This window comes from Pseudomonas sp. (genome assembly GCF_040514055.1).
In the GTDB taxonomy this organism is placed as follows: Bacteria; Pseudomonadota; Gammaproteobacteria; order Pseudomonadales; family Pseudomonadaceae; genus Aquipseudomonas.
Genome location: NZ_JBEVDL010000083.1, coordinates 107,702 through 120,100 on the forward strand (window position 1 = coordinate 107,702; position 12,399 = coordinate 120,100).

The following is a 12,399-nucleotide window of genomic DNA, read 5'->3' on the forward strand; positions in this document are numbered from 1 at the left end:
GGGCCGCGACCGATACCCCGGCAACTGTTGTGTCTTTCCGTGGAGCCTGCCGTGCGCCAGCCCTGTCCGACCCTGCTCTGCCTGCTCGCCAGCCTGCCGCTAAGCCTGCCCCTGTGGGCCGTCAGCTTTCAGACGCGCCTGGAAAAAGTCGAGTGGAAGGTCGAGGGCGACCAGTTCGAGTGCCGCTTGTCGCAGCCGGTCACCGACTTTGGAGTGGGTGAGTTCGTCCGCCGCGCCGGTGAGCAGGCTACCTTCCGCCTGCAGGCCCGTGAGCGCTGGATGGGGGCAGGGTCCGCAACGCTGCTGGCAGCGGCCGCGCCCTGGCAGCCGGGTCGTGGCGACATCAACCTGGGCTCGGTGCGGGTCGCCGACGGCGACGTCCCCTTCAACAGTTCCCAGGTCCAAGCCGGCCGGCTGCTGACTGGGTTGATGGAAGGCCGCAGCCCCTTGATTCGCCACCGTACCGAGCAGGGTGGCGACAGTCTGGAAGTCCGCCTGCTGCCCGCGCGTTTCAACAAGGCCTATAACGACTACCTGGGCTGCACCGCCAAGCTGCTGCCGGTGAACTTCGACCAGATCAAGCAGGTGCAGTTGGCGTTTCCCGACGGTGGCACCGAACTCAGTGCGCTGGCCCAGGCCAAGCTGGACATCATTGTGCAGTACCTCAAGGCCGATCCCAGCGTCAACCGCTTCAGCCTCGACGGTCACTCGGACAACAGCGGCAATCGCCTGACCAATCGCGAGCTGTCGCGGCGTCGGGCCTTGGCGGTGCAGGACTACCTGAAAGCCCATGGCGTGGCGGAAGAGCAGATCACCCTGCGGTTCCACGGTGAGCGTTACCCGCTGGTGCCCAACACCAGTGAAAGCAACCGGGCCAAGAATCGCCGGGTCGGCCTGCGCCTGGAACGGGCCGCCGAGGCGCCGGTGGCGCCGGCCTCCACTCCCGAGCCCACGCCGGCGCCGGCGCCGGCGCCGGTACCGGCGCCGAGCGCCAAGGCCGATCCGGCGGCGACCTCCTGAGGCTGAGCACGGGGTAAACCGTCGCTTCATCGTCACAAGCTGTCGCGCCCCTGTAAAAGAAGCGGCGCGGTCGGTAGAATCGGGGGTTTTCCGAACAACCCCCGTGGAGTGATGGCATGGCCGACGTAAACAAGGTAGTCCTGGCGTATTCCGGTGGCCTCGACACCTCGGTGATCCTCAAGTGGCTGCAGGACACCTATAACTGCGAGGTGGTGACCTTCACCGCCGACCTCGGTCAGGGCGAAGAAGTCGAACCCGCGCGCGCCAAGGCCAAGGCCATGGGGGTCAAGGAAATCTACATCGACGACCTGCGCGAAGAGTTCGTCCGTGATTTCGTCTACCCGATGTTCCGTGCCAACACCGTCTACGAAGGCGAGTACCTGCTGGGCACGTCCATTGCCCGACCGTTGATCGCCAAGCGCCTGATCGAAATCGCCAATGAAACCGGTGCCGACGCCATTTCCCACGGCGCCACGGGCAAAGGCAACGACCAGGTGCGTTTCGAATTGGGCGCCTATGCCCTGAAACCCGGGGTTAAGGTGATCGCCCCCTGGCGCGAGTGGGACCTGCTGTCGCGGGAAAAACTGATGGACTACGCCGAAAAGCACGCGATCCCCATCGAGCGCCATGGCAAGAAGAAATCGCCCTATTCCATGGACGCCAACCTGCTGCATATCTCCTACGAGGGTGGGGTGCTGGAAGACACCTGGACCGAGCACGAAGAAGACATGTGGAAGTGGACCAAGTCCCCGGAAGCGGCACCGGACCAGGCCACCTATATCGAGCTGACCTACCGCAAGGGCGACATCGTCGCCATCGACGGCAAGGACATGAGCCCGGCCACCGTGCTGGCCGAACTCAACCGCGTGGGCGGCGAAAACGGCATCGGTCGCCTGGACATCGTCGAGAACCGTTATGTCGGCATGAAGTCCCGGGGCTGCTACGAGACGCCCGGCGGTACCATCATGCTGCGGGCGCACCGCGCCATCGAGTCGATCACCCTGGACCGTGAGGTGGCGCACCTCAAGGACGAGCTGATGCCCAAGTATGCCAGCCTGATCTACACCGGTTACTGGTGGAGCCCGGAGCGCCTGATGCTGCAGCAGATGATCGACGCCTCCCAGGCCCACGTGAACGGCGTGGTGCGCCTCAAGCTGTACAAGGGCAACGTCACGGTCATCGGGCGCAAGTCCGACGACTCGCTATTCGATGCCAATATCGCCACCTTCGAGGAAGACGGCGGGGCCTACAACCAGGCCGACGCAGCGGGCTTTATCAAGCTGAACGCCTTGCGCATGCGCATCGCCGCCGGTAAGGGTCGCACGCTGTTCTGATAAGCTGTTCGCGCCTGCCAAGCCCCGGCCTAGTGCCGGGGTTTGCGTTTATACGCCCGGCACGCCGGGCACCTGTTGAGGAACCTCCGATGAGACTGCTGCACACCATGCTGCGCGTCGGCGATATGGACAAGTCCATCGCCTTCTACACCGAAGTGCTGGGCATGACCCTACTGCGGCGCAAGGACTACCCGGACGGTCAGTTCACTCTGGCCTTCGTCGGTTACGGCGACGAGGCCCATAACAGTGTGATCGAGCTGACGCACAATTGGGGTGTCGACGCCTACGAACTGGGCACTGGCTACGGCCATATCGCCCTGGAGGTGCAGGATGTCTACCAGGCTTGCGAGGACATCCGCGCCCGCGGTGGCAAGATCAGCCGCGAGCCGGGCCCGATGAAGCACGGCAGCAGCATCCTGGCCTTTGTCGAAGACCCGGACGGCTACAAGATCGAACTGCTGTCGCCCAAACGCAGCGACTAGCGGCGCCACACCGCTGAGGTGTCATTGGATATACGCCTCGTTATTACGCGTGGTGCGGTGTGCCCTCGCCTACGCATACAGTCCCAGGCTGGCCAGCACGGCGGCGCCGAGCAGGCCCGCCCAGCCCGGGTGCTTGCCGCGGGTCCCGACAAAGATCAGCAGCGCACTGGCGAGCAGCGCGGCAATGATGATGCCAGTGATAAAGGTCGATGCCGACGGGCTGGACGCCGGCAGTGCCAGCCAGGTCAGTATGGCGGCCATGCCCCAGCCCAGCAAGCTGACCATATGCCAGCTGGCCCACAGGATGCGCACATGCGCCTCGTGCAGGATATCCCCGCCATGGGTCGGGATGCTCGCCCCTGCCTTGCGCATGCGGCGGAAAACAAGCCGCTCACCGAGCAGCGAATGGACCAGGCCGACAACGACGGTAAGCGCCGCTGCCGCGATGAAATAGCCGTTCATAAGGGGGCTCGCCGGGGGGCCGTAAAGGTGGTGCCTACCCTAAAGCAGCGTGGCGGGTTCACGCAAAGTTATCCGCTGCAGCCTGGCATCACTGGCCCGGTGATCTGTGTGGGCGGGCGGAACGCCTGGACCGTGCGCTGTTGCGTCCCTTGCCGGCATCAGGGGACTGTTCCGGCAGGCTGGGCGAGCGGCGCCCGGGCACGGGTGGCGCTCAGGATAAAGTGGGCGGCGATGCCGAACAGCAACCCCCAGAACGCGGCCGCCAGGCCGAGAAAACTCATGCCCGAAGCGGTCACCAGAAAGGTGATCAGCGCCGCTTCCCGTTGTTTTTCATCGGCCATGGCCGTGCTCAGGCCACTGCTGATCGCCCCGAACAGCGCCAGCCCGGCGAGGGCGGCGATCAACTCCCTGGGTAAGGCGGCGAACAGCGACGCCAGGGTGGCGCCGAAGATGCCCATCAGGATATAGAACAGCCCGCAGGCGATGCCGGCGATATAACGTCGCTGCGGCGCCTCATGGGCTTCGGGGCCGGTGCAAATGGCGGCGGTGATGGCCGCCGGGTTAAGCCCGTGGGCGCCAAAGGGTGCTAGCAGCAGCGAGCCGAGGGCGGTGACCGCCATGATCGGCCGGGCCGGCGTGGCGTAACCCGCCCCGCGCAGCACCGCCATGCCGGGCACGTATTGGCCGGTCAGGGTCACCAGGGCCAAGGGCAGGCCGATATTGAGCACGGCGTTCCAGCTCCAGCTCGGCGCGATAAACAGTGGCGTGGCGAACTCGATCTGAATGGCGCCGCCATTGAGCGTGCCGAGGGCCGCGGCCACCGTGCAGCCGACCAGTAGCACGGCCAGGATCGCGTAGCGGGGGGACAGGCGTTTGGCGATCAGGTACGCCGCGAGCATGCTGAGAACCAGCAGCGGTTGCAGCTCGATGGAGCTGAACAGGCCCACGCCGAAACGGAACAGGATGCCCGCCAGCATCGCCGCGGCGATGGCCCTGGGCAGTCGCCGCATCAGGCTGTCGAACGCGCCCGAGAGCCCCACCAGGGCGATGATCAGCGCCGCCACCAGGTAGGCACCGACCGCTTCGGCCAGGCTGACCGTGGGCAGCAGCGCCACCAGCAAGGCGGCGCCGGGGGTCGACCAGGCGGTGATCAACGGGATGCGCAGGCGCCAACTGAGCAGCAGTCCGGTAAGGCCGCTGCCGATGGAGATGGCCCAGATCCAGGACGATATTTGGGCGTCGGAGAGCTGGGCGGCTTGTGCCGCCTGGAAGACGATGATCAGCGGGCCAGCATAGGAAATGATCACGGCGATCAGGCCGGCGATCACGGCCGACAGCGAAAAATCCTGACGAAGGGTCGACATGGGTGCCTCGAGCATGGGGAGGCACCGAAATGCCGATTAATTCGATAAATTGAATCGATTCAATTTGAGTGTAATTTTATTTATTGAATCGATGCAATAGGCGATATGCTCATAATGCTTCGCTGGCCGTCCAGGGTCGCCGCCGGCCCAGGGGGGCGGAGCTCGTGGGGCGCTGTGATAAACTGCGTGTCTTCAAAACAGGGATCGAGGGTTTATGTGGGTTCCGCGCTTCTCCGAGCACAATCAGCCGATGTACCTGATGGTCGCCCAGGCGCTGGAGCAGGATATCGCGCGTGGCGTGCTGGTCGGCGGTGAACGCCTGCCGACGCTCAAGGCGCTGGCCGCGGCCCTGGACGTGACCCCCGGCACTATCAGTCGGGCCTACGAGGAAGCCCAGCGGCGGGGGCTGGTGGTCGGCGAGGTCGGCCGCGGTACCTTCGTCAGCCAGCGCCCTGCCATGCGGGGTGATGCTCCGGCCGCCGAAGGCCGACTCGACCTGCCGAGCGCCCAGTTGGATCTGTCGGTGATCAAGCCCCACGGCGCGGTACTGGAGTCCTGGTTACGCGAGGCATTGATGCGCCTGGCGCAGAGCGAGGACCTGACCCGCTCCCTGGATTACGCCCCCGAGGGCGGTCATCCGCTGCACCGCGAGGCCGGGGCGCACTGGCTGCGAGGGGCATTGCCCGAGGCGCGCTGGCAGCAGGTGGTGATCACCGCCGGGGCGCAGCATGGCCTCCTGGTGGCCATGAACGGCCTGACCCGCAGCGGCGACCTGATCCTCTGCGAGGCACTCTGTTATCCCGGCATCATTTCCCTGGCGCACCACAGTGGCCGACGCCTGCAGGGCGTGGCGATGGACGAGCAGGGCATCCTGCCCGAGGCGCTGCGCGAGCGCTGCCGGCAGGAGAAACCGGCGCTGCTGGTGTGCGTGGCGACCTGCCAGAACCCGACCACGGCCATCATGTCCGAGGCGCGGCGGGCAGAAATTGCCGAGATCGCCCGGGAATTCGATTTCCTGATCCTGGACGATGATATCTACGGCTTTCTCGCGCCGACGCCGCTGCGGCCCCTGGCGTCCTTTGCCCCCGAGCGCTCGGTGTACCTGACCAGCCTGTCGAAAAGCGTCGCGCCGGCGCTGCGCATCGGTTATCTGCATGGGCCGCCGGAAACCCTGTCGCGGCTCAACGCCATGGTGCGCAGCAGTGTCTGGATGCCCTCGCCGCTGATGGCGCAGTTGGCGACCCAGGTGATTGCCGAAGGCTTGGGCACGCAGCTGATGGCGGTCCAGCGGGAGGAAGCCGCCGCCCGCCAGGCCATTGCGGCGCAGGTGTTTCAGGGCTTGCAGGTGCGCAGCCAACCCAACAGCTACCACCTCTGGCTGACCCTGCCGGAGCCCTGGAGCTGTGATGAGTTCGCCCTGCTGGCACGGGCCAACGGGGTGACCTTGCTCAGTGGCAGCCAGTTTTTCGCCGAACGCAGCACCAGCACCCGCGGGGTGCGCATCGTGTTGATGTCACCGACCAGTCGCGACGAGCTGCGCTTCGCGCTGACCCGCCTGGCCAGCATGCTGGCCTCGGCAGAGCCGCGTCTGTACTACTGAAAAAAGGGGGAGAGGGGTTAGAGGTCGAAGTCGTATTCGGCCAGTTGCTTGTTCAGGCGACGTTCTTCGAGCAGGTTGTCGATGATGCGACGTTTGGTCAGATTGGTTTTGGCGACCTCAACCGGTGCCTCGACCGCCTCTTCCGACTCCTCAGCGGCGAAGTCCTCTTCCAGTTCGATTTCTTCTTTGCCAGTGCTCATAAAGTTGCTCCAGGCTAGGGGGCCATTTGCGCACCTTATAACGGCAAATTCAGGGCGGGTAAAAAAGTTATTTTCAATCGATGTTATTAGTTTTTAATACTGGCTCAATCGATTGCTGTCTTGTCCCGGTATTCGCACAGGTCTTCGATCCGGCAACTGCCGCAGCGGGGCTTGCGCGCCTGGCAAACGTAGCGACCGTGCAGGATCAGCCAATGGTGGGCATCGAGCAGGTATTCCTTGGGCACGAACTTCACCAATTTGTGCTCCACGTCTACCACGTTCTTGCCGGGCGCGATCCCGGTGCGGTTACTGACCCGAAAGATATGGGTGTCCACCGCCATCACCGGGTGGCGAAAGGCGGTATTGAGCACCACGTTGGCGGTCTTGCGTCCGACGCCGGGCAAGGCTTCCAGGGCCTCGCGGTTATCGGGCACCTGGCTGGCGTGTCGCTCGATCAGCAAGCGGCAGGTTTCGATGACGTTCTTCGCCTTGCTGTTGTACAGGCCGATGGTCTTGATGTACTCGCTCAGGCCTGCCACGCCCAGGGCATAGATGGTTTCCGGGGTATTGGCCACGGGGTACAGCTTGGCCGTCGCCTTGTTGACCCCGACATCGGTGGCCTGTGCCGAGAGGATGACCGCGATCAGCAGTTCGAACGGTGAGGCGTAGGCCAGTTCGGTTTTCGGCTCGGGATTGTCTTCGTGCAGGCGCCGGAAGATCTCCCGGCGTTTGGCGGCGTTCATGGCTCGACCTTTTCGGCGGCGGTAGAAGGGCAGTGTCCCGCACCGGCCTGGGCGCGGGAACGAAACAGGGCATTGTTCAGCGCCAGTAACAGGCCCAGCAGCAGCAATGCGCCGGGAACCGTGGTCAGCAGGCCAATGGCGTGGCGCGAATCGAACAACGTGACCTGCCAGCCCGCGGCGGCCGGGCCGAACAGCCAGTGCATCTGGCTCAACAGCAGTCCTTGGCCAAAGGCTTCGCGCAGCGCGCCGAGCAGCAGCGCGACCAGGGCAAACCCCGCGGCCAGGCGCAGCCCCCAGCCCGCGGCCGCCAACGTCCGCCGCCGGTCCAGTTCGCCGCTGCCGCTCAGCAGCAGGCCGTGCAAGGCCAGTAACGGCAGATAGGCGGCCAGCGCCTGGTGCAACTCCAGGCTCCAGGCCTGCACAACCAGGTCCGCGCCGCTGGCCAGGGTCGTCGCCAGCAGCAGGGTCAGCGGCCAGCGCGCGCCGGCGCTCAGCCGCGGCGCCAGCAGCGCCTGCAAGGTGCAGAACAGGATCAGCACGGGCGCGGTGACCAGCGCCAGGCCAAGCGCCTTGGCCAGCGAGTCGCTGGCGCCGAGCAGGCCCGCCAGGCTCAGCATCGCCAGGCTCGGCAGTGGCCAGGCAGTGTGGCGCTGATCATTCATTGGCCTGCTCCCCCCTCACCCAGCAACGGCTGGCGATGCCGGTCGAAGTAGCGCAGGGCGCGGTGTACCGCAGCGACCACCGCCCGTGAGGTCAGGGTAGCGCCACTGATCTGGTCGAAGCTGCCGTGGTCGGCCTTGAGCGCCCAGCCTGCCTCGTCGGGGGACCGCAGCGAGCGGCCGGAAAACCCCCGCAGCCAGTCGCTGCGCTGTGGCTCGATACGTCCGCCCAGGGCCGTGGTTTCCTGGTGGGCCAGCACCGAGACGCCCAACAGCCGGCCGTCCGGAGTGATCGCCACCAGCAGCTGGATCGGCCCGCCGTAACCCTGCACCGCGTTGACCTGCAGCAGCACCGCCGTCGGTTGTCCGTGCAGACGCGCCACAAAGGCCGGTCGTGGCGGCTGGTAACCGAGCAGCTCAGCCTCTTCCGCCAACGGACCCTCGCCCAGCGACAGCGGCTGCGCCAGGGGTTGGTTGTCATAACTGGCGGGTGGCAGCACGGCCAGCAGCCGCTGCGTTTCGGCGGCCTGCCGCAGCTGGGCCAGGCGTGGCGCGCTGCAGTGCTGCAGGACCAGGGTGCCGCCCAGGCAGATCGCGCCCAGCAGCACCAGCGTCAGCCCAGTCTTGATGGGGCTCATGGCGCCGCCGTTCCCGGGCGGCCCTGGCCATGGCGCTGCAGGGCCGGCACCGCCAGGTTCATCAACAGCACGGCGAACGCCAGGCCATCGGGGTAGGCGCCCCAGGCACGGATCAGGTAGGTCAGCACGCCGACGCCGACGCCGAACAGCAGGCGCGCCCGCTGGCCCTCGGGGCCGGAGACCGGCTCGGTCACGATAAAAAACGCGCCGAGCATGCTGGCCCCGGAAAACAGCTGCAGCAGGGGCGAGCCGTGGGAGTCCGAGCCGCTGCCGTTCCAGAACAGCAGGCTCATCAGGAACAGGCCAGCCAGCATGCCGGCCGGTGCGTGCCAGCCAAACAAGCGGCGCTGCAGGAGGAACAGGCCACCGAGCAGAAAGGCCAGGTTGACCCATTCGCTACCACGACCCGCCAGGTGGCCAAAGGCTGGGTGGCCGCAAAACAGTTCTTCGATCGTCCGGCTGCGGTCCACCCGCAGCACGTCCAGCACGGTCGCCTGGGCCCAGGCGTCGGGCAGGTCGGCGCTGACGAAGATCTGCTGCAGCGCGGCGCCCAGGCCCGCCGCATGGGGTGCGGGCCACTGGCTCATCTGCAGCGGGAAGGCCAGCAGCACTATGGCGTAGCCGAGCATGGCCGGGTTGAACGGGTTGCGCCCCACGCCCCCGAACAGCTGCTTGCCGAGCAGGATCGCGGCGCTGGCCGCGGCCAGCGTCAGCCACCAGGGGGAATAGGGCGGCAGGGCCAGGGCCAGCAAGGTGCAGCTGACCAGGGCGCTGCCGTCGCTCAGGGCGCTGCGTGGCGAGCGCCGCCGCAGGCGCTGGGCCGCGGCCTCCGCGGTGAGCCCGGCCGCGGCGGCCAGCAGCAGGGTGATCAAGGTGCCCCAGCCATGGAGTGCGAACAGGGTCAGGCCACCGGGCAGTGTCGCCAGCAGCACTAGGCCCATGGCGCGCTGCGTCTCAGTCGTGGCGGGCATAATCGGCCAGTTGCTGTTGAACGGTGCTCAAGCGGGCCTCGGCGGCCTGCAGCTGCTGCGGGTCCGCGGCGACCAGGCGCTGCAGAGTGCTGAGTTCGGCGCGGGCGTAGGCCCGCTCGGTTTTCAACGCGCGCAGGCGTTCGTCGACCGGGGCCTTATCGATGCGCTGCAAATCCGGAGGGGGTTTGCCGCAAGCCGCTTCGGCGGCATGCAGCGCCTGTTCGGCCTGCCGCAGGGCCGCACCCAGGGTGAGCAGCTCGGCGGCCGGCGCCGCGGCGCTCTGGGCTTTTTTCAGGTCCGCGCGTTTAAGCGCCAGCTGGATCTTGGCCCGTTTCAACGCAGAGTCGTCGACCGCTACTGGCGTGCTGGCGGGCGCGGCCGCCAGCAGGCCGGCCAGATGCTGCTCGGCTCGATCCAGCGCCGTATGCAACTCGGCGAGCTGGGCGTGCTGGGCCGCGGTCGGCGGCGAGCCGAAGGCCTTGTAGGATTTGTTCAGCTGCGCGCGGGTCATGGCGGCCTCGACCTTACCCTTTTTCAAGCCGGCCTCGTCGCTGGCCGGTGCCGGCTGGTCCGGGATTAGGTTGGCCTGGGCGGCTTTCTGCGCCTTGACCCGGGCGATCGCCGCTTGCACCGGGTCCAGCGCCGGGCTCGCCCCGAGAGTATTTTGCGGGCCACGCGGCTCGGCGCGGGCCAGGCGTTGCGCGGCCCGCTGCTCTCCCTCGCGCTGCAGGCGTGCCTGGCGCTGCTGGAAGCGCCGCCGGGCCTGGTCGCGTTTGGCGGTGCGGGCGCTCTTTTCCTCGGGGCTGCCGGCCAGGCCGCCGACCACCGCTACCACCGGCTGGGGCGTGCGCAGGGGCAGCGGGTGCATTTCGATACAGTCCACCGGACAGGGCGCCACGCAGAGGTCGCAGCCGGTGCACTCGTCGATCAGCACCGTGTGCATCAGCTTGGCCGCGCCGAGAATCGCATCCACCGGGCAGGCCTGGATGCACTTGGTGCAACCGATGCACTCGGCCTCGCGGATATAGGCCACCTGGGCCGGGGCTGCGCCGCGCTCCCGATCCAGGGGAATGACGGGTACGCGCAGCAGGTCGGCCAGCGCCGCCAGGGTTTCCTCGCCACCGGGCGGGCATTTGTTGATCGCCTCGCCCGCGGCGATGCCCTGGGCATAGGGCAGGCAGCCCGGGTGGCCACATTTGCCGCATTGGGTCTGGGGCAGCAAGGCATCGATGGCCGGGATCAGGTTCATGGCCTGCCCATCCCGGCGAAACCAAGCAAGGCCACGCCCATCAGTCCGGCGCTGAGCAGCACCATAGGCGCGCCTCTAAAGGGCAAAGGCACGTGTGCCGGGTCGATGCGCTCGAGCAGGTCGGTATACAGCAGCAGCACCAGCCAGAACCCCAGCCCGCCACCCAGGCCCCAGGCGAGGGCCTGGACCAGGGAGGCGTCTGGCGCCTGTAACGGCCACCCGAGCAAGCCGCCGTTGAGCAGGATCAGCGGACCCAGGCCGTCGACTGGCAGGGCCGGCCGCAGCCGCCGCAACAGGGCCAGGCAAGGCCCGATCAGAACGGCGGCGCTGCTCAGCACGGCCCAGGTGCGCAGCGACTGCGCCTGCAGCGGTTGCAGCAGCCAGAGGTCCAGCAGCAGCGCCAGCGGCAGGGTTAACGCCAGCACCAGGCTGGTCGCCAGGCCGAGGGCGTGCAGCCGCCCACGCGGCCCGGTGGCGCGCAAAGCGGGGTCGATGCCGAGCGGCACGAGCAGCGCCAGGTTGTTGGCCAGCGCGGCGCCAATCAGGGCCAGGAGGAAGTCGCTCATCAGCGTGCTTGGAGGTTTGCCAGGAAAGAGCGGGTCATTATCCGGGCGCGCGGGCCGCGGTACAACCGCGCCCGGCCGCCGGCCAACCGCCGCCCAGTGTCAGTAGGCCATGCAGGCGGCATTGATCAGCCCGACGCAGAGGGCGATGCCGGACTGAGCCTGCCACCCGCCGGGGCATTGCCTCGCAGGCGCCGCGGCTGCTGTAGCGGTTGCGATAAACAGTGCCAGGGTGCAGGACGGCCATCAGCACGCCGCCGGTCAGCACGGTATTGATCACTACCTGGGATTTCTTCATCGCTTGTCGCTGATGCGGGTGCGGGTGGTTTTGCGCCACAGCCAGCGCAGCAGCAGGGCCAGGGGAAACAGGACCAGCACAAAGGGCAGTCCATAACCGATCACCTGCAGCGCCTGGGCGGCGCCTTCGGTGACGTCGTCGGCCAGGCCGGCGGCCGCATCGCCCAGGCGCGACAGGCGGCCTGCCGGCGCGGCGTTAAAGGCCAGGGTCAGCAGGTTGGTCTCCAGGCGGCGCTGCTGCTGGGCGGCGTCCTGGTGGGTGGCGGCCAGTTGCACTTCGACCTCGGCCAGTTCCTTGGCCAGGGCCAGCAGGTCACTGACGCTCAGGTCCTTGCGCGCCTGATAACTCAGCAGGGTGGCGTGCTGGCGTTGCAGGCGCTGCTCCTGTTGCTGGGTATCGCTCACCGCCTGGGCCAGGTCCTCGGCATGGGTACGGCGATTCTCCTGCTGGCCGCCCTCAGTGGCCAGCGCCAGCAGCGGTTCGACCCCTTCGGGCACGATACGGACCCTAAGGCTGGCATCCCGATAGCGCCCGTCGTTCTGTTCGATGGCCAGCAGTTCGCAGCGGCCAAAACGTTCATCGGCGCAGGCCTCGCGCAGGGTCGCCAGGCGTGGCGTTATGGCTTCCTGGGCCAGGCGGATGCCCACCTCGTGTTCGTAGGCCAGGTAGGCGCCGGCCTTGGCGCGTTCACCCATAGCACCGCCGGCGGTTTCCTCGCTTTTTTGCGAACAGCCCGCCAGCAGGCCCAGGCTCAGTAACGCGCAGCCAGTCCAGAGCCGGCTTCCCTTTGCAACCTGCATCGCGGGTTTCCTTGTG

The 12,399-nt window shown here is 67.0% G+C and carries 14 protein-coding genes; 4 read left to right on the plus strand and 10 right to left on the minus strand.

The annotated features are described in order from the left end of the window. The first annotated feature begins 51 nt into the window (after window positions 1-51). From ABWY06_RS22920 to gloA, 3 genes are all read left to right on the plus strand, one after another. Entirely contained in the window at window positions 52-1,020 is a 969-nt protein-coding gene (locus ABWY06_RS22920) for a flagellar protein MotY (protein WP_502948240.1), read from the plus strand. Window positions 1,021-1,136: 116 nt separating this feature from the next. Further along, a complete protein-coding gene (locus ABWY06_RS22925; protein WP_353927898.1) occupies window positions 1,137-2,354 on the plus strand; it encodes an argininosuccinate synthase in 1,218 nt (405 codons plus the stop codon). An 89-nt stretch (window positions 2,355-2,443) separates the two neighbouring features. Beyond that, window positions 2,444-2,836, plus strand: coding sequence for a lactoylglutathione lyase (gloA, locus tag ABWY06_RS22930; RefSeq protein ID WP_353927899.1), 393 nt, complete (start codon window positions 2,444-2,446; stop codon window positions 2,834-2,836). Between the two features lie 69 nt (window positions 2,837-2,905). Here gloA and ABWY06_RS22935 read toward each other — a convergent pair whose 3' ends face one another. Together ABWY06_RS22935 and ABWY06_RS22940 are read right to left on the minus strand one after the other, a co-directional pair. Continuing rightward, window positions 2,906-3,298, minus strand: a complete 393-nt coding sequence (locus ABWY06_RS22935) for a hypothetical protein (RefSeq protein WP_353927900.1) — start codon at window positions 3,296-3,298, stop codon at window positions 2,906-2,908. Between the two features lie 158 nt (window positions 3,299-3,456). Further along, window positions 3,457-4,662, minus strand: coding sequence for a benzoate/H(+) symporter BenE family transporter (locus ABWY06_RS22940; protein ID WP_353927901.1), 1,206 nt, complete (start codon window positions 4,660-4,662; stop codon window positions 3,457-3,459). Between the two features lie 214 nt (window positions 4,663-4,876). Between ABWY06_RS22940 and ABWY06_RS22945 the strand changes: the two genes are divergently transcribed. After that, a complete protein-coding gene (locus ABWY06_RS22945) occupies window positions 4,877-6,262 on the plus strand; it encodes an aminotransferase-like domain-containing protein (protein ID WP_353927902.1) in 1,386 nt (461 codons plus the stop codon). A gap of 17 nt (window positions 6,263-6,279) precedes the next feature. Here ABWY06_RS22945 and ABWY06_RS22950 read toward each other — a convergent pair whose 3' ends face one another. From ABWY06_RS22950 to ABWY06_RS22985, 8 genes are all read right to left on the minus strand, one after another. Beyond that, window positions 6,280-6,462, minus strand: a complete 183-nt coding sequence (locus tag ABWY06_RS22950) for a PA3496 family putative envelope integrity protein (protein ID WP_353927903.1) — start codon at window positions 6,460-6,462, stop codon at window positions 6,280-6,282. A gap of 104 nt (window positions 6,463-6,566) precedes the next feature. Further along, on the minus strand, window positions 6,567-7,205 hold the full coding sequence (gene nth / locus ABWY06_RS22955; protein ID WP_353927904.1) for an endonuclease III: 639 nt from the start codon (window positions 7,203-7,205) through the stop codon (window positions 6,567-6,569). Continuing rightward, the gene (locus tag ABWY06_RS22960) at window positions 7,202-7,867 is read right to left on the minus strand and encodes an Rnf-Nqr domain containing protein (RefSeq protein ID WP_353927905.1); all 666 of its coding nucleotides are present in this window, start codon (window positions 7,865-7,867) and stop codon (window positions 7,202-7,204) included. Before ABWY06_RS22960 ends, nth begins: the two co-directional genes overlap by 4 nt. After that, window positions 7,864-8,502 carry an RnfABCDGE type electron transport complex subunit G gene (locus tag ABWY06_RS22965; protein WP_353927906.1) on the minus strand — a complete coding sequence of 213 codons (639 nt, stop codon included), beginning with the start codon at window positions 8,500-8,502 and terminating at the stop codon, window positions 7,864-7,866. The genes ABWY06_RS22960 and ABWY06_RS22965 overlap by 4 nt, the downstream gene beginning before the upstream one ends. Next, complete coding sequence (locus ABWY06_RS22970; RefSeq protein ID WP_353927907.1) at window positions 8,499-9,473, minus strand: RnfABCDGE type electron transport complex subunit D; 975 nt, start codon at window positions 9,471-9,473, stop codon at window positions 8,499-8,501. The genes ABWY06_RS22965 and ABWY06_RS22970 overlap by 4 nt, the downstream gene beginning before the upstream one ends. Beyond that, the gene (rsxB, locus tag ABWY06_RS22975) at window positions 9,457-10,722 is read right to left on the minus strand and encodes an electron transport complex subunit RsxB (RefSeq protein WP_353927908.1); all 1,266 of its coding nucleotides are present in this window, start codon (window positions 10,720-10,722) and stop codon (window positions 9,457-9,459) included. Before rsxB ends, ABWY06_RS22970 begins: the two co-directional genes overlap by 17 nt. After that, window positions 10,719-11,288: an Rnf-Nqr domain containing protein gene (locus ABWY06_RS22980; protein ID WP_353927909.1), complete on the minus strand. Its 570-nt coding sequence runs from the start codon at window positions 11,286-11,288 to the stop codon at window positions 10,719-10,721. The genes rsxB and ABWY06_RS22980 overlap by 4 nt, the downstream gene beginning before the upstream one ends. A 291-nt stretch (window positions 11,289-11,579) precedes the next feature. Continuing rightward, the gene (locus ABWY06_RS22985) at window positions 11,580-12,383 is read right to left on the minus strand and encodes a DUF4349 domain-containing protein (protein WP_353927910.1); all 804 of its coding nucleotides are present in this window, start codon (window positions 12,381-12,383) and stop codon (window positions 11,580-11,582) included. Between the last annotated feature and the right edge of the window lie 16 nt (window positions 12,384-12,399).